Annotated in this window: 14 protein-coding genes and 1 pseudogene; 12 read left to right on the top strand and 3 right to left on the bottom strand. The window is 35.1% G+C overall.

The window, feature by feature from the left end:
- Positions 1-282 (top strand): hypothetical protein (locus ACIDC4_RS17680; RefSeq protein ID WP_488381155.1); only part of this gene is annotated, 282 nt, incomplete at its 5' end.
- A 335-nt stretch (positions 283-617) separates the two neighbouring features.
- Here ACIDC4_RS17680 and ACIDC4_RS17685 read toward each other — a convergent pair.
- From ACIDC4_RS17685 to ACIDC4_RS17695, 3 genes and pseudogenes are all read right to left on the bottom strand, one after another.
- Positions 618-1,076, bottom strand: a pseudogene (locus ACIDC4_RS17685) (transposase); the annotation flags it as partial.
- Positions 1,077-1,202: 126 nt separating this feature from the next.
- Entirely contained in the window at positions 1,203-1,580 is a 378-nt protein-coding gene (locus ACIDC4_RS17690; RefSeq protein WP_230039342.1) for a hypothetical protein, read from the bottom strand.
- Between the two features lie 390 nt (positions 1,581-1,970).
- Positions 1,971-3,011 (bottom strand): GntR family transcriptional regulator, encoded by a 1,041-nt coding sequence (locus ACIDC4_RS17695; RefSeq protein WP_230039341.1) that lies wholly within the window; start codon positions 3,009-3,011, stop codon positions 1,971-1,973.
- Between the two features lie 389 nt (positions 3,012-3,400).
- Between ACIDC4_RS17695 and rhaT the strand changes: the two genes are divergently transcribed.
- The 11 genes from rhaT (at position 3,401) to ACIDC4_RS17750 (ending at position 23,239) form a co-directional block, all read left to right on the top strand.
- Positions 3,401-4,450 carry an L-rhamnose/proton symporter RhaT gene (gene rhaT / locus ACIDC4_RS17700; RefSeq protein ID WP_230039340.1) on the top strand — a complete coding sequence of 350 codons (1,050 nt, stop codon included), beginning with the start codon at positions 3,401-3,403 and terminating at the stop codon, positions 4,448-4,450.
- Between the two features lie 24 nt (positions 4,451-4,474).
- Positions 4,475-6,616: a bifunctional aldolase/short-chain dehydrogenase gene (locus ACIDC4_RS17705; RefSeq protein ID WP_412043582.1), complete on the top strand. Its 2,142-nt coding sequence runs from the start codon at positions 4,475-4,477 to the stop codon at positions 6,614-6,616.
- Between the two features lie 195 nt (positions 6,617-6,811).
- On the top strand, positions 6,812-8,086 hold the full coding sequence (locus ACIDC4_RS17710) for a sugar isomerase (protein ID WP_230039338.1): 1,275 nt from the start codon (positions 6,812-6,814) through the stop codon (positions 8,084-8,086).
- A 106-nt stretch (positions 8,087-8,192) separates the two neighbouring features.
- Entirely contained in the window at positions 8,193-9,554 is a 1,362-nt protein-coding gene (locus ACIDC4_RS17715) for an FGGY-family carbohydrate kinase (protein ID WP_412043583.1), read from the top strand.
- Between the two features lie 536 nt (positions 9,555-10,090).
- Positions 10,091-10,831, top strand: coding sequence for a (Fe-S)-binding protein (locus tag ACIDC4_RS17720; RefSeq protein ID WP_412043584.1), 741 nt, complete (start codon positions 10,091-10,093; stop codon positions 10,829-10,831).
- A gap of 189 nt (positions 10,832-11,020) precedes the next feature.
- Complete coding sequence (locus tag ACIDC4_RS17725; RefSeq protein ID WP_412043585.1) at positions 11,021-12,421, top strand: lactate utilization protein B; 1,401 nt, start codon at positions 11,021-11,023, stop codon at positions 12,419-12,421.
- Entirely contained in the window at positions 12,414-13,001 is a 588-nt protein-coding gene (locus ACIDC4_RS17730) for a LutC/YkgG family protein (RefSeq protein WP_412043586.1), read from the top strand. The genes ACIDC4_RS17725 and ACIDC4_RS17730 overlap by 8 nt, the downstream gene beginning before the upstream one ends.
- 354 nt (positions 13,002-13,355) lie before the next feature.
- The gene (locus tag ACIDC4_RS17735) at positions 13,356-16,097 is read left to right on the top strand and encodes a substrate-binding domain-containing protein (RefSeq protein WP_412043587.1); all 2,742 of its coding nucleotides are present in this window, start codon (positions 13,356-13,358) and stop codon (positions 16,095-16,097) included.
- Positions 16,098-17,181: 1,084 nt separating this feature from the next.
- Positions 17,182-18,540 (top strand): sugar porter family MFS transporter, encoded by a 1,359-nt coding sequence (locus ACIDC4_RS17740; protein WP_412043588.1) that lies wholly within the window; start codon positions 17,182-17,184, stop codon positions 18,538-18,540.
- The gene (locus tag ACIDC4_RS17745) at positions 18,503-20,110 is read left to right on the top strand and encodes a glycoside hydrolase family 32 protein (protein WP_412043589.1); all 1,608 of its coding nucleotides are present in this window, start codon (positions 18,503-18,505) and stop codon (positions 20,108-20,110) included. Before ACIDC4_RS17740 ends, ACIDC4_RS17745 begins: the two co-directional genes overlap by 38 nt.
- A 24-nt stretch (positions 20,111-20,134) precedes the next feature.
- Positions 20,135-23,239 (top strand): SusC/RagA family TonB-linked outer membrane protein, encoded by a 3,105-nt coding sequence (locus ACIDC4_RS17750; RefSeq protein ID WP_412043590.1) that lies wholly within the window; start codon positions 20,135-20,137, stop codon positions 23,237-23,239.
- Positions 23,240-23,247: the final 8 nt, after the last annotated feature.

The raw sequence follows: 23,247 nt of genomic DNA on the forward strand, positions 1-23,247 counted from the left end.
AAATACGTTCCGTTAATAAAGAAAAAAGGTGTAATATCACTAATATATTTTTCACCTGATTTTGACAATAAATTTTGTAACATTGATAAAATAAAGAAAAACGGGTTAAAATCATCTGGAAATGATATTAGTTTTAAAATTAATATTAGTTTTAAAAATAAAGGAAAAAAATATTTTAGAGGTTACATCGAAGAGCATTTTTATGAAGACACAAATAATAAAGAAGTAGTTAATCATAAAACTAGAAAAGTTTATATTGATATTCCAATTATTGTTAACTAGCTAATAAGCCCCGCTTCCCGAAGTGTTCTCATGAAAAGCTGCGCAAATGTCTCTGACTTTGCGCAATTTTTTTTGTCTAATGAATCTTATATCTAATAAAAGTCTCCCGACTTTTCACTGTAAGTTTTCTAAAAATATTTTTTGTAAGATAAAAACGATTATTTTTATACGAATGAATCTTACATCTAATAAAAGTCTCCCGACTTTTTCAAAAAAAAAGCGCCAGATTTCTCTGATATTTTCTATTCTAATATTCTTAATTAGAGTCTCAATTCTATAAAAAAAACTTAGTGTCTTGGTAGAAAAAAAATATCTCAATCGAATTAATTTACAACAGATTCTAGTTGTTCATTTTTAGAAAAGTTAAGTTTTCCAACTTCGTTGAGAAATTCAGGATCAAATTCAGTATACGCCCGAAGTGTATATTTTTCATCTCTTTTTTGCATTACAAAACGAATTTTCTGTACCATTAACCAAATAGGTTCGTATCGTTTGTGTCCTAACAAATATTGTATTTCTAAAATAGAAAATTTTCTTTTAGAGAGTGTCATTAGTTCAATACAAATCATCCAGTATTTAAGAGGTAAATTAGAGTTTTCCATCACTGTTCCGGAACGAAGACCAATTCTGTTTTTGCATTTCCTGCATTGAAATTTTAAATCAGATTTTCTGAAGGAATGGGTATTATTTGCGCATTTCTTGCAAATCAAACCATTTTTTAAACGCTTGTTTTTAAATTCTTCAATGCAAATTTCTTCATTTGGGTATTTTTCGAAGTACTCTCGTAATTCCATTTAGGGCTATTTTCTTTTACCGAATAAATATAGATAAATGAATTAGGCATGCAAAGAAAGAGCATAAATAAAAAAGAGAATATTCAAAAACGAATATTCTCTTTTTAAAATTTATATAAAATACAATTACAATTTTTCTGCTATTTCTTTTTTGTATTTATTCAGGATAGATTTTGTCATCCCTAAATTAGCTCTTGTAGAATCTACAGCTAAATAAATAAAATATTCTCCATTATCAGAAACGTCAATAATGTGAATTTGAGAAGTTAGGGTAATCATTACATTATCAACAGCCTGTCCTTGCAAATTTAATGCTTTTATAGCATTCATTTTTGCTTTAACAACTTCAAGATTAAATGCAGAGGCCAATTCAGGATCGAAATCGCTTACCACAGATTGTGAATAATATGACATTCCACTTTTGATTTCAGCTACAGAAACTGCGATAAAACCGGGTACATTTTTTTTTAGATCTTCTCCAAACTGTTTTAAAAAATCAGACATAGTTTTTAGTTATTTTAGGGTTTTGAAATCCTTTATGATGGATTTTGGGCAAAAATATAGATATGATTCTATTTAGTTATCCGCAATACGTACCTAAACTTATTTTTTTCTTAGCAATGTTTTCTTAGTTAAATAGTTTGTGAGGTTAGTATGATAGTAATGAAATTTAAAAAATCTATTTTCTTAAAAGGATTTACTTGAAAAGCTAAACAAATGCCTCATACTTTGCGCAATTTTTTTGTTCTAATAAATCTTAAATCAAATAAAATTCTCCTGATTTTTTTAAAAAAAAAGCCCCAGATTTCCCTGAAGCTTTCTACTTTAATACATAATTAGAATCTCAATTCTATAAAAAAAACTTAGCACCTTAGCGTCTTAGTGGCAAAAAAACTAAATAGAATTTCGATCAATAAAATTAAACGGCACTTTTACCTGTCCTTTTTCTTTATTCAGAATCATTCGGGCGGCAGTTTCCCCCATTACATTAAAATCGGTAGACATAACGGTTATCCCCAATAACTCTTTCAAAGGCGTATCATTATACGAAATCACGCCAATATCCTTACCCAGAGTAAATTTTTCATCGCGAATTTGTTTCATTAAATTCACCAAATCCGATTCTTCGATGGTGATAAATAAATCCCCTTTTTTAAGAATCATATCGTCGTAGACTTCGCTTAGAATTTCAAAATTGATTTCATGCTCTACACAAAATTTTCTAAACCCATGCAAAATTCTGCGCGGATACGGATAAACCGCTTTGTCAGGATAGACAAGAATTAGTTTTTCGTATTTTGTTATTTTGGCAAGACCTTCCTTTAAGGCGTTATAAATATCATTTTCAAAATCCTGATAAATCTTGATGATTTCGCCCTGCATCCCCAGTTTGATATTATCCATTAAAACAAGTTTGTCCTCTGGTATATTCTGGATCGCTTTCGCAACTTCATCAGTAAAACTAAGGTGTTTTAATTCATCGGTTTTAAAATGCGTTGTAATCACATAATAATCATAAGCACCTTCAAATTTATCCAGTAAGTTCAAAAACAAGGTTTCGTCGCAGTGGTAAATATGCAGATCAGTATGCGCATTTGCTCCAATTGTATTGATAAATGAGTTGTAAGTCTTCATTTTATAAGCACTAAGCTTATTTAACACAAAGAGGATATTTACCTTAGATTCCAGTTTAGTTCGGGTAATATAATATCCTTTTCCTCTTATAGAAGAAATGATTTTTCGCTCTTTTAGAATATTATAGGCCTTTTCGACAGTATCTCTCGACATATAAAACTCTTCGCTAAAGCTATTTATAGAAGGTATTTTTTGATTTATTTTTAAGTTTCCGTTGGCAATATTCTGCAGGATCGAATCTACAATTTGTTTGTATTTAGGAATCCTGGACTCTTCATCTATTTTAATTAATTTAATCATTTTTTAAGTCTTGTAAATTATGCAGCAATAAGTTACGATTTAATTTTGAGTTATAATTTGTGCAAAAAAAGTTTTAGCCTAAAACGGTAAAATAATTCAGTCCGGTACTTTTCTCACAAAGGCTTTCAAATTAAATAAGGGTTGTTGTATGTTTTTGCTGATTTGTATGTTTAAGGCAAATTGAGGATATAATAATTACGAAATCGATTGCTAAAATAGAAATTTTAAATTTATATTTCCAATAATATCGGGCAGTTGTTTGTAATAATCTTCAGTTTTAACATAAATAACAAAACTATAAAGGATAGTACAGGACAGTTTTCTTTTTTACATTCTATTATTTTACAAAACCAATTTAACTATCAAATTAACCAAAAACTAAATTATTAATGGAATCATTATTAGGAATCATTTTTCATTCTATCGGAGGATTTTCTTCAGGTAGTTTTTATATGCCATTTAAAAAAGTAAAAGATTGGGCTTGGGAAAGCTACTGGATCGTGGGAGGATTTTTCTCCTGGCTAATAGTACCGCCCATTGCTGCCTATTTAACGATTCCAAATTTTGTCGATATTATTGTAACAGCATCGCCAACCATAAAAGCATTCACCTTTTTGATGGGATTAATTTGGGGAGTTGGCGGATTAACCTACGGCTTGGGAGTTCGCTATTTAGGAATGTCTTTAGGAAACTCTATTATCCTTGGATTTTGTTCTGCTTTTGGTGCCTTGGTTCCGTCTGTTTATTACGATTTATATCCAACAGAAGGTAAAATTTCGTTTACCGATATGCTTTCAAATCCAGGCGGACGTCTTGTTCTGGCAGGAGTTTTAGTTTGTCTTATAGGAATTGCCATTTCCGGAAAAGCAGGAATTTTAAAAGAAAAAGATTTTGCAACAGGACACGAGGACAAAGACAAAGATTTTAGTTTAGTAAAAGGTTTAATTATCGCCGTTATTTCGGGAATTCTGAGTTCGTTTTTTAATTACGGAATCGAAGCTGGAAAACCAATGGCAGAAACCGCAGTAAATTATGGCTGTAATCCGTTATTCCAAAACAATGTGACCTATATAGTTTTGATGTGGGGAGGTCTTACCACCAACTTTATCTGGTGCATGTACCTTAATTTCAAAAATAAAACTTTCTCAGATTATACCAATACCAAAACGCCAATTGCCAGAAACGTCCTTTTTTCGGGTATTGCAGGAACGATGTGGTTTTTACAATTTTTCTTTTACGGAATGGGAGAAAGCAAATTAGGAAACGGCGCAAGTTCATGGATTTTGCACATGGCAACCATTATCCTCACGGCAAATTTCTGGGGCTTTTATCTTAAAGAATGGGCAGGAGTTTCTAAGAGAACACTTAGAACTTTTGGTTGGGGAATTGCACTGATCATGCTATCAATTGTTTTAGTTGGAATTGGAAACTCATTATAAACATACAAACATAACATAACAACAATGTCGAATATAAATATAAATAATATGACTTTTAAGCATGTAAGCTATCTTTGGGATGACGCTAAGGCAGCAGCATTGGCAGGAGATGAAGTAGCGCTTTTCATTTATCGATCTAATTTATTAGGGGCCGATTTAAGACTGACAAACTATGGCGGTGGAAACACGTCGGTAAAAATTACCGATAAAGATCCGTTAACCGGAGAAACCTCTGAAGTAATGTGGATTAAAGGTTCTGGTGGAGACATTGGTACATTGACAAAATCGGGTTGTGCGGCACTTTATCTGGATCGTCTTCGCAATCTTGAAAATGTATACAGAGGAATAGAATTCGAAGACGAAATGGTCGAATTATTCAATCACTGTATTTTCGATTTGGCTTCAAAAGCACCTTCTATAGATACGCCTTTACATGGTTTTTTGCCCTTCAAACATATCGATCACTTACATCCTGATGCGGCAATTGCAATCGCTGCAGCCAAAGACGGAGCTAAAATTACCCACGAATTATTCGACGGCGAAATTGGCTGGGTAGGATGGCAGCGTCCTGGTTTTGACTTAGGGCTTCAGTTAAGAAGCTGTCTGGAAGAGGCAGAGAAAAAAGGAAAAAAATTGCGTGGTATCATGTTAGGTTCTCATGGTTTGTTTACCTGGGGAGATACTGCTTACGAAAGTTATGTAAACACACTTGAGGTAATCGAGAAATGTGCTGAATATTTAGAAAGTAACTACGGAAAAAAACGCGCTGTTTTTGGAGGTAAAAAAATAGACAGTCTTCCTGAGGCTGATCGTAAATTAAAAGCGGCAAAAGTAGCACCAATTCTTAGAGGTTTCTGTTCATCAGAACGTCAAATGATTGGACATTATACAGATGATGCAAGAGTTTTGGAATTCATTAATTCTAATGATTTATCAAAACTGGCTCCACTTGGAACTTCTTGCCCGGATCACTTTTTACGTACCAAAATAAGTCCTTTGGTTTTAACCTTAGAACCAAACGAAGATTTATCAGATGTTGATGCGATCAAAGCAAAATTAACACCTGCTTTTGAAGCGTATCGCACCATGTACAAAGACTATTATAGTGCTTGCAAAAAGTCGAATTCGCCTGCAATGCGTGACCCAAATCCGGTGGTGATTTTATATCCGGGAGTTGGTATGTTTACGTTTGCCAAAGATAAAACAATGGCTCGTTTGGCATCAGAATATTATATCAATGCAGTCAATGTAATGAAAGGTGCCGAAGCAGTTTCAGAATATACTTCGTTGCCACATCAGGAAGCTTTTGATATTGAATATTGGTTGCTTGAAGAAGCCAAACTACAGCGTATGCCAAAACCTAAAGCACTTTCAGGAAGAGTAGCTGTAATTACAGGTTCTGCCGGCGGAATTGGTAAGGCAATTGCTAAAAAGTTTGCTCAGGAAGGCGCTTGTGTGGTCATCAACGACATCAACGAAGAACGTTTAGAACAAGCTACAGCTGAGTTTATTAAACTATTTGGTAAAGATGCCGTGGCAAGTACATTACTAAATGTAACAGACGAAAAAAGTACAGAAAAAGCATTAGACGAAGCTTCATTAGCTTTTGGAGGTGCAGATATTATAGTAAACAATGCAGGAATTAGTATTTCTAAATCTATTGCAGAACACACCCTTGAAGAGTGGGACAGATTGTATGATATTTTGGTAAAAGGACAATTTATTGTTTCGAAAGCCGGAATCGAAGTCATGCGCAAACAAGGATTTGGCGGAGACATCGTAAACATTGTATCTAAAAATGCAGTTGTTGCGGGTCCAAATAATCCGGGTTACGGTTCAGCCAAAGCAGCTCAGGCACATTTAACCCGTTTGATGGCAGCTGAATTAGGTGCCGATAAAATTCGTGTAAACACAGTAAATCCTGATGCAGTAATCTCAGATTCTAATATTTGGTCTGGTGGCTGGGCAGAAGGTCGTGCAAAAGCATACGGTATAACGGTTGCTGAGTTACCGGCGTATTATGCAAAACGTACGTTACTAAATGAAATTATATTGCCGGATGATATTGCAAACGCTTGTTTTGCATTCGTTGGCGGTTTGCTGGACAAATCAACAGGAAACGCCCTGAATGTAGACGGCGGAGTATCAATGGGCTTTTACAGATAGATAGTTTAAGTTTTTAAGTTTGTTTAAAGCAAAAGTGGTTTTTTGTGGTCTAACGTTCGATATCATTCGGACGTTAGATTTTTTTAGACATAACTGCCTGCAAAAATGAACAAATAGCATAAAAGATTAAAGTTAAACCAGAGTTCAATTTATATAATTTTATATATTGTAATCTCTATTAAAAGATAAAATAATATGTTAATCGGATCAAACAATATCGCATCTCACAACGACGATTTATTAAAAAAACATCAAAATAAATTTGCCTTTACAGTATCAGAAATTGGTGATACAGAATCTATTATTCAAAAATTGATCGATTTTCAAATCGCGATTCCATCTTGGGCTTTAGGAACAGGAGGAACACGTTTTGGTCGTTTTGCAGGAGGTGGAGAACCACGTTCTATCGAAGAAAAAATCGAAGATGTAGGTTTGCTTCATGCTTTAAACAATGCTTCAGGAGCGATTTCTTTACATATTCCGTGGGATATTCCACAGGATTATAAAGCCATAAAAAGTCTTGCCGCACAACACAATTTAAGATTTGATGCAATGAATTCGAATACCTTTCAGGATCAGGCAGGTCAGGACAATTCGTATAAATTTGGATCATTACAAAACGTAAACAAAGCAGTTCGCAAACAAGCAATTGCTCATAATATAGAAGTTATCCAGCACGGAATCGAATTAGGATCAGAATCACTAACAATTTGGTTAGCCGATGGATCTTCTTTTCCAGGTCAATTAAACTTTAGAAAAGCGTACCAAAATACATTAGAAAGTTTAGAAGAAATCTACGATGCATTACCTTCAAACTGGAAACTATTTTTAGAATACAAATGTGCAGAACCTAATTTTTATTCCACAACAGTGGCCGACTGGGGACAATCGTATTCGTATGTTAAAAAATTAGGAGACAAAGCACAAACTTTGGTCGATTTAGGACATCATTTACCCAATGCCAATATCGAGCAAATCGTTTCTTTATTATTGATGGAAGAAAAACTGGGAGGTTTCCACTTTAATGATTCAAAATACGGAGATGATGATTTAACTGCCGGAGCTTTAAAACCTTATCAATTATTCTTGATTTTTAATGAATTAGTAGAAGGAATGGACGCTCGCGGAATGAATCACGCCAAAGATTTAGGCTGGATGATTGATGCTTCTCACAACATAAAAGATCCTTTAGAAGATTTATTACAATCTGTAGAAGCCATTATGATTGCATATGCCCAGGCTCTTTTGGTAGATAGAAAAGCATTAGAAAAAGCACAGGAAGAAAATGATGTTGTAAAAGCACAGGAAATCCTTCAGGACGCTTTCCGTACAGATGTTCGTGCATTGGTTGCAGAAGCTCGTTTGCGTTCCGGAGCGGCATTAAATCCGGTGGAATTGTACAGAAGTCTTTCTGTTAGAAAAAATCTAATTGGTGAAAGAGGATTAAAAACATTGGCGACAGGATTGTAAATTATGAATTATGAGTTTTGAGTTATATTAATACTCTATTGCAGTTTTTTATAAAACAAAAAACTAACTCATAACTCATAATTCAAAACTCATAACTTATAATTAAATGAATGTAGTTGCAATTTTTGATATTGGTAAAACAAACAAGAAAGTATTTTTATTTGATGAAAATTATAAAATTGTTTGGGAAAAATCAGTAAATCTTGACGAAACCCTTGATGAAGATGGTTTTCCCTGTGAAAATATCGAAGTCCTTAAAAACTGGATATTCGATCGATTGGCAGAAATTAAAAACCTAACGGATTACGTTTTAAAAGCCATCAATTTTAGTACTTATGGTGCTAGTTTTGTTTACATTGATGAAAAAGGAAAAGTTTTAACTCCTCTGTATAACTACTTAAAAGAGTATCCGGAGGAGTTAAAAAATGACTTTTATAATAAATATAAAGGACAAGAAACTTTTGCAGTCAAAACAGCTTCGCCCGTATTGGGAAGTTTGAATTCAGGAATGCAGATTTACAGGCTCAAAGAAGAAAATCCGGAACTATTTGATCAGGTAAAATACTGTTTGCATTTACCGCAGTATTTGAGTTTTCTTTTAACTAATGAAGCTTACGTTGATATTACAAGTATTGGATGCCATACCAATCTTTGGAATTTTAAGAAGATGAAGTATCATAAATGGCTCAAAAATGAAGGTATTTCAGATAAAATTCCGCCGCTTCATTACGGAAAAGATATTATAAAAAAAGAAGACGGACTAGCCATTGGTGTTGGACTTCACGACAGTTCATCGGCTATTATTCCGTACACGATAAATTTCACAGAACCTTTTGTTTTATTGTCGACCGGAACCTGGAGTATTTCCCTAAATCCTTTCAATAATAAACAATTGACTTTTGAAGAACTGCAGCACGATTGTTTGTGTTATATGCAATACACAGAAAAGCCTGTAAAAGCAGCACGTCTGTTTTCAGGAAACGAACACGAAGTACAAACAAAAAGATTGGCAGAACATTTTAAAGTGCCTGTAGATACTTATAAAGAGGTTTATTTTGATAAAAAGATAGTGTCGAATTTGCGAGCACTGAATTTTCAGATTATTTATCCAAAGAAATATGATTTTGATATTCTAAAAGAATGTCCGTTTCAAAAGAGAGATCTTGATAATTTTAAAAGCTACGAAATCGCCTATCATCAATTGATGCTGGATTTGGTAGAGCAACAGTTTTTTTCGACTAATTTGGTCATTCACAATAGTCCGGTAAAGAAGATTTTTGTAGATGGAGGTTTCAGTAAAAATTCAATTTTCATGAATTTATTGGCCGAAGCTTATCCGGATATCGAAGTTTTTGCCGCTTCGATGGCGCAGGCAAGTGCTTTGGGTGCTGCATTGGCGATTCATCAAAACTGGAATCCAAAACCGATCCAGAATGATTTGATTGATTTGAAGTTTTATAAGCATTGATTTTAAATTAAAAATTTAGAATTAAAAATTAAAAATAATTAGGTAATCCCGATTGCTATTAGGATAAAGGATTGTGGATGATTCATTTCCGCATAGTTTGTCATCCCGAGGAACGAGGGATCTCCGCAAGTAGCTCCGTTACAATTTGCAGACCAATCTTTGTAGAGTTTCTTGCGAAGATCCCTCGTTCCTCGGGATGACAAAAAATGAGGGAAGCAAAAAATCTGCTAAATCTGTAAAATCTGCGAGAGAAAAACAGCAACAGATTAAAGGATTTTTGTTTCACGCAGATTCTACAGATTTAAGCAGATTTAATTTAGATAATAATCTGCATACATCGGCTTAAATCTTTTTAAAATCTGCGCGAAATAATAGTATAAAATAGATTACACATAAAAAACAAATACACACATAAAACATAAATTTTGTGCGTAAAAAAGAAATACAATTTTTTACATTAGCACTTTGAGATTTATTTGGAGTGAAAAGTCCCTTCATATTGATAAACAAACTCAAAGCGTTTAAAAAGACAGCATATGAAAATCGGATTATTTATACCGTGTTATGTCGATCAGTTTTACCCAAAAGTAGGGATTGCAACTTATGAACTTTTGCAGAAATTAGGTTGTGAAGTTCATTTTCCAATGGGGCAAACCTGCTGCGGACAACCTATGGCGAATAGCGGATACCAATATTTAACCAAAGGCTGCGATGCTAATTTTATCGCCAATTTTGCCGGATTCGATTATATTGTTTGCCCTTCGGGAAGTTGTGTTTTGCATGTAAAAGAACATTTGCATGACGAAAAACAAGAAGAAGTAGCAGCAGAAATGCGAAAGAAAGTTTTCGAATTAACGGAGTTTATCACCGATATTCTAAAAGTAGATGCTATAGATGGAAATTTTCCGTACAGAGTAGGAATGCATGTAAGTTGTCACGGTCAACGCGGATTAAAGCTTTCGCAGATGACAGAACTTAATGCCCCATTTTTCTCTAAACCAGAGCGATTACTGCACAATATAAAAGGATTAGATTTGGTTTCTTTATCCAGAAAAGATGAATGTTGCGGTTTTGGTGGAACATTTTGTGTAACCGAAGAAGCTGTTTCAGTAAAAATGGGACAAGACCGAATAAAAGACCATGAAAACCATCACGTAGATTATATTACCGGTGGAGATATGTCGTGTTTGATGCATTTAGAAGGAATTCTGAAAAGGCAAAAAAGCCCCATCAAAACCATTCATATTGCCGAAATATTAAATTCGTTGGAAAATTAAAAAATAAGTTTTGAGTGTAATTTTTAACCGCAAAGCTCGCAAAGAAAAAAAACGCAAAGTCCGCTAAGATTAAATTTAGCTTTGCGAACCTTGCGTAAAAAGCTTGCGGGCTTTGCGGTTAAATTAATTACCAATAATTAAGGTTTAGAAATTTAATTAATTTCAAAATTGACTTTTAAATAATTAAAGATGTCATCAGAAAAAGTTATACCGCACAGCGAAGCCGCAACACGTTTTAACAAAGATGTAGAACGCGTCAACTGGCACGATGAAACGCTTTGGTTTGTTCGTGAAAAAAGGGATAAATCGGCGCATCAAATCCCGGATTGGGAATTGCTTCGTGAAACTGCATCGCAAATCAAAAACAATGTGCTTTCTAATATTCATGATTATTTGATTGAATTTGAAGCCAATGCACAGAAAAACGGTATAATAGTACATTGGGCAGCCGATGCAAAAGAGCATAACGAAATTGTGCATTCGATCATGGCAAAACATGATGTAAAGCAAATGGTAAAATCAAAATCGATGCTTACAGAAGAATGTCATTTGAATGATTATCTGGCCGAAAAAGGTATCGAAGTAATCGATTCTGATTTAGGAGAATACATTGTACAGCTTCGTAAAGAACCGCCAAGCCATATTGTTTTGCCTGCGATTCACCTTAAAAAAGAAGATGTAAGTGAAACTTTCCACGAACATTTAGGTACAGAAAAAGGAAATATAGATCCTCAATATTTAACAGAATCGGCTCGTTTGAGTCTAAGAAATACTTTTTTAACGAGAAAAGTAGCGTTGACCGGAGTCAATTTTGCCATTGCAGAAGCAGGCGAAATTGTCGTTTGTACCAATGAAGGAAATGCCGATATGGGCACACATCTTGCCGATGTTCATATTGCCTGCATGGGATTCGAAAAACTGATTCCGCAACGCAAACATTTAGGTGTATTTCTGAGATTATTAGCCAGAAGCGCCACAGGACAGCCTATTACCACTTTTTCAAGTCATTTTAAGAAACCAAGAGACGGAAAAGAAATTCATATCGTGATTGTAGATAACGGCAGAAGCACACAATTAGGAAGAGAAGATTTTAGAAACTCACTAAAATGTATTCGTTGCGGCGCGTGTATGAATACATGCCCCGTTTACAGACGAAGCGGCGGACACAGTTATCACAATGCCGTTGCAGGACCAATAGGTTCTATTTTGGCACCCAATTTAGACATGAGTAAAAATGCCGACCTACCATTCGCAAGTACACTTTGCGGTTCTTGTACCAATGTTTGTCCTGTAAAAATTGATATACACGACCAATTGTACAAATGGCGTCAGGTTTTGGTAAAAGAAGGGCATACGCCAACTGCAAAAACCGTTGCAATGAAAACGATGGCAACAGTTCTGGCAAACCCGACTATTTTTAATATTGCCGGAAAATCAGGTCGTTTTGTAATGAAAAATATTCCCGGTCTGGTCAATAATAAAATGAACAAATGGTACGATCAGCGCGAAATGCCGGAAGTTCCTGAGGAATCATTTAGAGAATGGTACAAGAAAAATTCAAGAGAAGCAAAAGCAAAAGACAATGAGTAGTAAATCAGATATTTTAAATAAAATAAAGCAAAATCAACCTGCTTTTATCACTAATTTGCCTGATCTGAATCTTTTAAATTCAGAGAATCCAGATGTGCTTTCAACCTATAAAACAGTACTCAAAAATATAGGCGGAGATCCTGTTGAAGTGGCGAATTATGCTGAAATCATCGAATATATAAAATCAAATTATAATCTCGAAAAACGCCTGATCACGACAATTCCGGAACTTTCTGAAATTGCGGCTTTAGACTGGACAAACGATGATCCGCATTCGCTTCAGGATGTCGAATTAAATGTGATTAAAGCTCATTTTGGCGTAGCCGAAAATAGTGCGCTTTGGGTGACAGATGCTGTATTAGGACAACGCGTATCGCCATTTATTGCACAATATCTGGCTATAATCGTTCATAAAAAAGATATTATCGCGACAATGCATCAGGCTTACGAAAGAATTGGCAATCAGGAATACGGTTTCGGAACTTTTATCGCCGGACCATCTAAAACGGCTGATATCGAGCAATCATTGGTTCTTGGAGCGCATGGCGCAAGAGGATTGATTGTTTTTATGTTGGATTAATTTATAAAAAAAATCTGCCCGATCTGCAAAATCTGCGAGAAAAAAAATCGACTTAAAGTTTATTTATAATCCGCCAAAGTAAACAGACAAAGCAATTATAGCCAACCAAAACAAGAAATTATTTACAGTTTATAAAATACAAATTAAAAGAGGATTCAATATCCTCTTTTTTTTTGTTTACAGATATACGATAACGTTTGTGTACATCAAATAAAAGTTTAATTTTACCTTATTATATATTGCCTTCCCACTTGTCAGTGAAAAATAATCCTTCCTAATTATTTTGACAGGTTGCTGGTCTGATAAGGTATTTTTTTTTGAAAACTCATTTTCATTTACATAAACTCATAATTCATGTATTCACTTGTAAAATATATTTTGCTGCTTTTTTTAGCATCATTAAGTTTAGTTTCCTGTACTCAAAAACAAGGAAATAAAATAAAGGTTGGATTTTCTCAGGCGATGACCACAGATGATTGGCGCAAACAAATGACCAGCTCAATGAAAATTGAAGCATCATTACGTCCAGAAGTCGATTTAAAAATTAGCGATGCCAATAATAATGTCGCCAAACAAATCGACGATATCGAAAAGTTCATCGCCAATAAAGTAGATGTAATTATTGTATCTCCCATTCAGTCAAAACCCTTAACTGCCGTTGTCGAAAAATCGATCAAAGCCGGAATTCCGGTTCTTGTTGTAGACCGCAAAATCGATGGCGAAAATTACACCGCTTATCTTGGTGCAGATAATATCGAAATAGGAAGAATTGCTGCCCGATATATTATTTCGCACAGTAAAGCTTCGGGGAAAATTATTGAAATTACAGGCGCAAATGGTTCGTCGCCTGCGTATGAACGTAGTCTGGGCTTCAGTCAGATTATTCAGGGAAACAAACGTTTTAAAGTTGTCAATACCATTCACGGCAATTGGGAAAAAGAATCTGTTAGTGCCCCGTTAAAAAACATTCTTTTACAAAATCCTGATGTCGAATACATTTTTGCCCATAACGATCGTATGGCATTAAGCGCTTGGGAAACAGCCAAAACGGTTGGTCTGGAAAATAAAATTAAGTTTTTAGGTGTCGACGGACTAAACTCTGTCAATGGCGGAATCGAACTGGTAAAAAGCGGCGTTTTAGACGGAACCATTTTATATCCTACGGGAGGAAATGAAGCGTTAAAACTGGCTTTGAAAATGTACAATAAAGAACCCATTTCTAAAAACAATATCCTCAATACCATTGTAATCGACCATAACAATGCTGAAATTATCGAAAACCAAATGGATAAAGTCGATCAGCAGCAAACCGTTATCGAGTCACAGCAAGGAGCTATAAAAGTGCAGGAAAGAGAATATGCTTCGCAAAACAATTTGGTGAGATTACTGAGTTTTTTCTTAGTGATTATCCTGAGTTTGACCATTTACAGCATTTACTCGACGATTTCTATTTCGAGAAAGAAAAAACAGTTGGAACGTATCAACCAGACCGTAATTGATCAGAACAATGAAATTCAGGAAATGGCTAAAGTGGCTGAGAAAAGCAACGAAGCAAAACTGAATTTCTTTACCGGACTTTCGCATGAATTTAAAACTCCCATAACGCTTATTATGAGTTATGTAGAGTCTTTGATCGAAAATGAAAAAATAAAAGGAACCGCACTTATTGATGAGGTAAAACTCATTCATAAAAACTCAAACAGACTACTTAGATTAATAAATCAGTTACTGGATTTCAGAAAAATAGAAGAGCAAAAATTTACGTTAAGAGCTTCAAATACTAAAATCTATGATTTTACGAATGAAACAATGACCAATTTTAGGGGAGAAGCAGTTCGCAGGAATATTGATTTTCAGCTTATTTGTAAAAATAAAAATCTGGAATTGTTTATTGATAAAGGATTGATGGATAAAGTATATTTTAATTTGCTTTCGAACGCTTTTAAATTTACGCCTGATAATGGAAAAATCACGATCTCGATTATCGAAAACCAGGACAATACCGTTAAAATTAGCTGCAAAGATTCCGGAATAGGAATTCCCGAGAATGAATTGTCTAATGTGTTTAGTCCGTTTTTTAAAGCTTCGAATAATAATAAAAACAGTTCAGGAATTGGGCTTCATTTATCGAAAGAGTTTGTGCTTTTGCATCACGGAACCATCGAATTAAAATCGAAGCAGGGAAGTGAGTTTGTCATTATTTTATTAAAAGGAAACAGTCATTTGCAGCCTTCAGAGATCGTAAGTAAAGCCGAAAGCCTAAATATAACGCCCAATTTAATAACGGATAATCTTGATATAGAATCAGATGTAAATGAGGTACACGTTATTTCTGATGCAGAGAAACATTCGATTTTAATTATAGAAGACAATAACGATTTGGTTACTTTTCTAAAAGCTAAATTATCGAATGAATATACCGTTCATACTTCTGACGGAAGTGACGCTATTGAAAAAGCAATGGAAATAGTGCCTGATATTATTATTTGCGATATCAACCTGGTCGATAAAGACGGTTATGAAATTAGTAAAGAACTGAAAAAAGATTTGCGCTCTTCGCATATTCCTATTATCATCCTAACGGCGCAAAGCAATAAAGAAGCGGTTTTAAAAGGACTGCAGAGTGGAGTAGACCAATATTTGACCAAACCATTCAGTCTTTCGATCTTAAAACAATCCATTTCGGGCTTGCTTTTCAACAGAGAAAAACTCCGTTATTACTATACCAATAACATTTACCGCATCGAACCGGAATCAAAATTTGGTAATCAGGAACAAACGTTCATTACTAAAATGAATGATATCATCAAGATGAATGTCGAAAATCCTAAATTCTCTGTCGAAGATTTGGCAGATAAACTAAGTGTTTCAAGAGTTCAGTTGTATCGAAAAGTGAAAGCAATTATCGGAATTAATATTAGCGATCATATCAATAATGTCAAATTAGAGAAAGCAGCAGAGCTTTTAAAATCAAATGAGATGAATATTTCTGAAATTGCATACTCATTGGGATTCTCTTCTCCCAACTATTTTTCAACCGCTTTTAAGAATAAATTTGGAATTTCTCCAAAAGAATACAAAAATGATAAGTATTAGTACCAATCAAGAATTTAGAGTCTGCAATTTGTGCTGTTAAGCACTAAATATTGGTAGAATTTTTTTTTAGGAGCTAATCCCGCTATCCGTTGCAATCTTTTGTGTCCGCCGCGGCGGACACAAAAGGATTTCCACTTCTATCGGGGCTAGGGAAATCATTTTCATAACAAGATTTCCGTCTAATTTGTCATTTCGGCGAAGGAGACCCGAGCGATAACGAACAGACGAATCAAATCTTCGCAAGTAACTCCGTAACGAGAATTTAATCGTTGTCAGATGAATTCAATAGAATACCTAAAAGTCCCGAAGCGCATGTCATTAAGTTAAGGAAAAATCTAATGGCACAATTTGTTAAGAACAATATCTCATCACTTTGTTTTTGTTCCATAGGAACATTTGATTGGTAGCCCAATAAATACGGCTTCTTTCACGTTCCGTAGGAACGTTTGATTTTATAATTAACAATTAGCAAAAACTTATACAGATTTCCTATACTATTTCTCAAACGTCCCAATGGGACGATGTTTCTCACGATGCATTTTTTTTTCTACCGATGAGTTGTTCCGATGGAACACAATCTAAAATAGCTTAACTTAATGACATTACCCGAGCCTCGGGATTAGAAACCTGTTAGGATATCACATTTGAATTGCCTCCAGCTTCAGCTGGAGGAGAGAGAATGGATCTAGAGGGGCTTTAGCCAAAATGCTCATTATCTGGGCTAAATTCATTCTTAGCTTTATTTTATATCTTCAAATAAATCACCACCAATTCAAAAGACAAAACTTAAATAAAATGTAAAATTCTCTTTACTTATAGTTTTTTTAACAACTTTGAACCTCAGGACCTTTGTTACTTTGTCCCTTTTTCAATTATTTCATGTATCATTTTTGTATTAAATGTAACAAAATCGAAACTACATGGTTTTCGTAAATAAATTTTAATATACGTAAAGGCTTGTAAATAAACGATTTGAGCTTAAAGTATCAAACTATCAATAATTATAGAATTAAATTGTAACATCATTAAAAATAAGTTGTTTTTTTTGCGGATATCTTAGCAACAAGTTTTTAATACATCTACAATGAACAAGATATTGATTTGGTCTGTTACTGCTGCACTGGCAGGTTTTCTATTCGGTTTTGATACCGTAGTTATTTCTGGAGCTGATAAACAATTACAGCTTTTATGGCATTCATCTGATGCTTTTCACGGTTCTGTTGTTATGGCAATGGCATTGTGGGGAACCGTTATAGGTGCCATTTTTGGAGGAATTCCAACCAATAAAATAGGACGTAAAAAAACACTCTTCTGGATTGGGATTTTATATTTTGTTTCGGCAATAGGCGCTTCTTTCGCAAACGATCCTTATGTATTTGCCGCTTTCAGGTTTATTGGAGGTTTAGGTGTTGGTGCTTCAACTATTGCTGCTCCGGCCTATGTTTCTGAAATTGCTCCGGCAGACAAACGCGGACGATTGGTAGCTTTGTATCAGTTTAATATTGTATTGGGAATTCTAATTGCTTTTATATCCAATTACTTTTTAAAAGATATTGGAGAAAACGCCTGGCGTTGGATGGTAGGAGTTCAGGCTTTTCCATCGCTTATCTATATTCTTTTCATACTTACAATCCCGGAAAGCCCAAGATGGTTATTGTCTAAAAACCGTGATGAAGAAGCCCGTAAAGTTTTGTTTAAAATTGATCCTACGGCTGATCTTAAAGATATCATGGACGATTCAAGAGAAAACGGAGTTACCAAACACGAGAATATTTTCATGAAAAAATACCGTTTCCCGTTGATTCTGGCTTTTTTAATTGCGTTTTTCAATCAGTTTTCAGGAATCAATGCCTTTTTATATTACGCACCAAGAATTTTTGAAGAAGCAGGTTTAGGACAAAATACAGCCTTACTGAGCAGTATTGGGATCGGGATCACCAATCTTATATTTACCTTAATCGGAGTAGCATTAATTGACAAATTAGGAAGAAAGTTGTTAATGTACATTGGTTCTGTTGGATATATTATTTCTCTAGGCTTAGTCTCTGCTTCCTTTTATTACAATTGGGGAGGATTATCAGTACCTACTTTTCTTTTCTTATTTATTGCATCGCACGCCATTGGCCAGGGAGCCGTAATCTGGGTGTTTATCTCAGAAATTTTCCCTAATCACATTCGTGCTTCAGGACAAGCTTTCGGGAGTTCGGTACACTGGGTTTTAGCGGCGATTATTCCATCCTTAATTCCAATGTTGTTTTCAGAAATTGGACCGGAAGTCGTATTCTTAATTTTTGCATTGATGATGGTTCTGCAATTACTGTTTGTAATATTTATAATGCCGGAAACTAAAGGAATCTCTTTAGAAGTTTTAAGTGAAAATTTAACCAAAAAAAATATCAAAAAACATGACATCAAAGAAACATCTACCGCTGGCATTATATAGTGCCGTACTATTATCGATAGGAGCTTGTAAACCATATACGGCTGTTGCACAAACAACTGCAGTTTCAACTTCGGTTGCAACAGAAGAAAAAATGTACCGCCCTAATTTTCACTTTACACCAAAAAATGGCTGGATGAATGATCCTAACGGAATGTTCTATGCTGATGGAGTTTATCATTTGTATTATCAGCATTATCCTGAAAAAAGTGTTTGGGGACCAATGCACTGGGGGCATGCGATTAGTAAAGATTTAATTAAATGGGAAGAGCAGCCAATTGCGATTTATCCAGACAAAGACAAATATATTTTTTCAGGAAGTGCTGTTGTAGATACACATAATACTTCAGGTTTAGGAACTGGTAAAAAGGCTCCAATTGTAGCGATTTATACGCTGCATGATATGACAAAAGAAAAAGAAGGCAAGATTGATGTTGAACAACAGGATATTGCGTTTTCGAATGACAATGGTTTTACATGGCAGAAATTTGAGGAAGGAAATCCTGTCATTAAAAATCCCGGAATTCGTGATTTTCGTGATCCAAAGGTAAACTGGGATGAAACCCATAAACAATGGATTATGTCTTTGGCAGCACAAGACAGAACTCAGTTTTATGCGTCTAAAGATCTTAAAAACTGGAAATATTTATCTGAGTTTGGAAAAAGTATTGGCGCTCACGGAGGTGTTTGGGAATGCCCGGATTTCTTCGAAATAAAAGTAAAAGGAACTAATGAAACCAAATGGGTTTTGATTCAGAATTTGAATCCCGGCGGAGCAAACGGAGGTTCAGGAACACAATATTTTATTGGCGATTTCGACGGAACAACTTTTACACTTGAATCTAATTTTGCTAAAAAAATAGATACAGAAAAAGCAGCCTGGCTTGATTACGGAAAAGACAATTATGCTGGCGTAACCTGGAATAATGTTCCTGCTTCAGACGGTCGACGATTGTTTATTGGCTGGATGTCAAACTGGGATTATGCTCAGCAAGTTCCAACACAATCCTGGAGAAGTGCCACGACCATTGCGCGTGAACTTCAGGTCATTAAAAAAGGAAACAATTATACTTTGATTAATAATCCGGTAAAAGAAATCAATAAATATATTGGTAAAACGATCAAAGTAAAAAGCCTGAAAGGAAAAGAAAAATTAGCGATTGTTGAAACAGGAAAAATTGATTTAACTAATGCAATGCTTCATTTTAATATCAAAAATCTGAAACAGGATACATACACTTTTACACTTTCAAATGCAAATGGAGAAACCGTGACTTTCGGGATCAATAATACAGATCACTATTTATTTTTGGATCGTTCGAAATCAGGAAAGATTGATTTCTCAGAAAAATTTGCTTCAACAATTACCAAAGCAGCTTTAGACGGAAGTCAAAAAGAAGGTGTTTTTAAAATCATATTAGATAAAACCTCTATAGAGATATTTTATAATAATGGAGAAAAAGTAATTACCGAAATCTTTTTTCCAAACCAGCCTTATACCTCTCTTTCTGTTTCTTCAAACAGTGGGGTTGAGCTGAGCAATTTAGAAATTAACCAATTAAATATAAACTAACCTTAAAACCAAAAACCACTAACTATGAAAACTAAACTCATTTATTTTCTATTATTCTTTTTTCCCATGCTGGTAATGACAGCACAGGAAGCAGGAATAAAAGGAACGGTAATTTCGTCAGACGATGGAATGCCGCTTCCGGGAGCAACAGTAATTGTTTCGGGAACGAATACCAGTACAGTAACAGATTTTGACGGGAATTTCTCTTTTCAGAATGTAGCTTCAGATGCAAAGATTGTTGTTTCTTTTATTGGATACAGCCCGCAATCGATTGAAGTAAAAGGACAAAAAACATTCACTATCACTTTAAAAGTAGATAATAATCAGTTGAATGAAGTTGTTGTAACAGGATATTCCAAACAAAAGAAAACAGATATTACAGGAGCAGTTGCGGTTGTAAACATGAAGGAAGTCATGAAGCAACCGGAACCAAACCCAATAAAAGCGCTGCAAGGAAGAGTGGCGGGGGTAAAAGTTACGTCTGATGGTTCGCCATCTGGAGGAAATACCAAAGTAGTGATTCGTGGAGTTGGAACTTTAAACAATACTGATCCTCTTTATGTAATCGACGGAATGCCAACCAAATCGGGAATGCACGAATTGAACCCAAATGATATTGAAACAATTCAGGTTTTAAAAGATGCTTCTTCGGCCAGTATTTACGGTTCAAGAGCTTCAAACGGAGTTATTATCATCACGACCAAAAAAGGGAAAGAGGGTAAAATGAGAATCAATTTTAGTACTTATACTTCTTTGTCTGATTATTCCAGAAAGCAGGAAGTGCTGAATGCCAATCAGTTTGGACAGGCTTTATGGCAAGCCAATATCAACGACGGTTTAAACCCGAACAATAATAATTTACGTTATCAGTTTGACTGGTCTGTAAACAATAACAAACCACAATTAAACAAAGTTTTGGTTCCGGAATATTTAGATGCCAATCAAACCCTGAAAGCTTCAAATACCGATTGGTACGATGCCATCTCACAAACCGGAATTGCAAATTCGTACGACTTATCGGTTTCTAATGCGTCAGACAAAGGGAATTATGTTTTTTCGTTGGGTTATTATGGAAATGAAGGTGTTGTAAAAACGACAGATTTCCAGAGAATTTCTGCCAGAATGAACGGTTCGTATAAATATTTTGACGGGAAACTGGTTATTGGAGAAAATTTCTCGATGACCCGTACCAATGAGGTTACAGATCCCGGAGTTTTGGATCCTGCACTTCGCGCCTTACCAATAATTCCGGTGCATACTGTAGACGGAAAAGGCTGGGGAGGACCAGTAGGAGGAATGAACGACAGACAAAATCCGGTTCGTCTTTTAGAATACAACAAAGACAATAAATACGATTATTTACGTCTTTTCGGGAATATGTATGCCGATCTGGAAATTATTAAAAACTTACATATCAAGAGTAGTTTTGGTATCGATTACGGATCGTATAAAAAACGTACGCTGCAAAGAAGTTATCAGTCCGGTTATTTGCAAAACGATCAGACATCGGTAACTATTGATCAGTCATTGAGTGACAAATGGACCTGGACCAATACGGCAATTTACAGTCTGAATTTCGGAAAAAGCAACCTGAATTTGATGGCAGGAACAGAGATGTACAAAGATGTTTATGATACGACAACTTTGCGTAAAAACGATTTCCTGATCGAAACTCCTGATTATATGTATCCTGATGCAGGAACAGGAGAATCGTTTACAAGCGGAACTTCGACAACGTATTCATTGTTGTCTTTCTTCGGAAAAGTAGATTATGAGTTCGATAATCGTTACCTACTTTCTGGTACTATTCGTCGTGACGGATCGTCTCGTTTTGGTAAAAATAACCAGTACGGAACCTTCCCGGCAGTTTCGGCAGGATGGAGAATCAGTAATGAAGATTTCATTAAAAATAATGCACCTGTTTTCTCTGATTTAAAATTAAGAGCAGGATGGGGACAAACCGGAAATCAGGAAATTAGTAATACTGCTGTTTACAGTTTGTATTTGGCCAGTTATGCAGGCGGAAGTCCAACCTGGGCAACTTCTTACGGTACAGCTTATGATATTGCAGGAAACGGAAACGGGTTACTTCCGTCAGGTTTCATTGCAACTCAATCCGGAAATGATGATTTGAAATGGGAAACCACTACACAAACCAACATCGGTTTAGACTTTGGATTATTCAAACAAAAATTAAGCGGTTCTGTAGATTATTACATCAAAAAAACAGATGATATTTTGGTTTTACCGCCTTATTTAGGTGTAATTGGCGAAGGTGGAAATCGTTGGGTAAACGGTGCTTCGATGCAAAACGAAGGTTGGGAAGTTACTTTAGGCTATCATGACGAAACCTCATTTGGACTAAAATATGATATCTCGGCAAACGTTTCGGCCAATAAAAACAAGATTACAAAATTGCCGGACGAAGTACGAAATAATTACGGAGGAGACGGATTAGACGATAATATTTTAGGTCGTCCAATTAATTCAATGTACGGTTATGTTACTGACGGATTGTTTAAAAGTCAGGATGAAGTAGATAACTCGGCCACTCAGGAAGGAAAAGGCCTTGGTAGAATTCGCTATAAAGATTTAAACGGAGATGGAGTAATTACAGATAAAGACCGTACGTGGATAGGAAATCCAAATCCGGGTTTGACTTATGGATTTAATTTAGGATTAGGGTATAAAAACTGGGATTTCACCACTTTCTGGGAAGGAGCAAGTGATGTTGATGTCATTAATAATACCAAATACCAAACTGATTTCTGGAGTGTTGATGACGTAGGTTCTAATAAAGGAACCCGTTTATTAAATGCGTGGTCTTTAGACAATCCAAATTCTACTATCCCGGCATTGACGACTGTAGACAGAAATGCAGAATCAAGATTTTCGACTTATTATGTAGAAAACGGAAACTATCTTAAACTGCGTGTTTTACAGGTAGGATACAGTTTGCCAAAAGATTTATTGAAAAAAATGAATTTCGATAGCTTTAGGTTTTACATCAGCGGTCAAAATTTATTGATCATTGATGCAAAAAGTTTTACCGGTGTAGATCCTGAAAACTCAGGATTTGGATATCCGCAGCCAACGACTTTTACGGCTGGTCTTAATTTTACTTTATAATAAAAGCT

Origin of the sequence: Flavobacterium sp. C3NV, assembly GCF_046825355.2 — a bacterium.
In the GTDB taxonomy this organism is placed as follows: Bacteria; Bacteroidota; Bacteroidia; order Flavobacteriales; family Flavobacteriaceae; genus Flavobacterium.

Bases quoted from the DNA above. Each gene is read 5' to 3' on its own strand.
- ACIDC4_RS17695 (WP_230039341.1), bottom strand. From the start codon at position 3,011: ATGATTAAATTAATTAAAATAGATGAAGAGTCCAGGATTCCTAAATAC.
- ACIDC4_RS17720 (WP_412043584.1), top strand. From the start codon at position 10,091: ATGAAAATCGGATTATTTATACCGTGTTATGTCGATCAGTTTTACCCA.
- ACIDC4_RS17690 (WP_230039342.1), bottom strand. From the start codon at position 1,580: ATGTCTGATTTTTTAAAACAGTTTGGAGAAGATCTAAAAAAAAATGTA.
- rhaT (WP_230039340.1), top strand. From the start codon at position 3,401: ATGGAATCATTATTAGGAATCATTTTTCATTCTATCGGAGGATTTTCT.
- ACIDC4_RS17725 (WP_412043585.1), top strand. From the start codon at position 11,021: ATGTCATCAGAAAAAGTTATACCGCACAGCGAAGCCGCAACACGTTTT.
- ACIDC4_RS17735 (WP_412043587.1), top strand. From the start codon at position 13,356: ATGTATTCACTTGTAAAATATATTTTGCTGCTTTTTTTAGCATCATTA.
- ACIDC4_RS17710 (WP_230039338.1), top strand. From the start codon at position 6,812: ATGTTAATCGGATCAAACAATATCGCATCTCACAACGACGATTTATTA.
- ACIDC4_RS17730 (WP_412043586.1), top strand. From the start codon at position 12,414: ATGAGTAGTAAATCAGATATTTTAAATAAAATAAAGCAAAATCAACCT.
- ACIDC4_RS17740 (WP_412043588.1), top strand. From the start codon at position 17,182: ATGAACAAGATATTGATTTGGTCTGTTACTGCTGCACTGGCAGGTTTT.
- ACIDC4_RS17745 (WP_412043589.1), top strand. From the start codon at position 18,503: ATGACATCAAAGAAACATCTACCGCTGGCATTATATAGTGCCGTACTA.
- ACIDC4_RS17705 (WP_412043582.1), top strand. From the start codon at position 4,475: ATGTCGAATATAAATATAAATAATATGACTTTTAAGCATGTAAGCTAT.
- ACIDC4_RS17750 (WP_412043590.1), top strand. From the start codon at position 20,135: ATGAAAACTAAACTCATTTATTTTCTATTATTCTTTTTTCCCATGCTG.
- ACIDC4_RS17715 (WP_412043583.1), top strand. From the start codon at position 8,193: ATGAATGTAGTTGCAATTTTTGATATTGGTAAAACAAACAAGAAAGTA.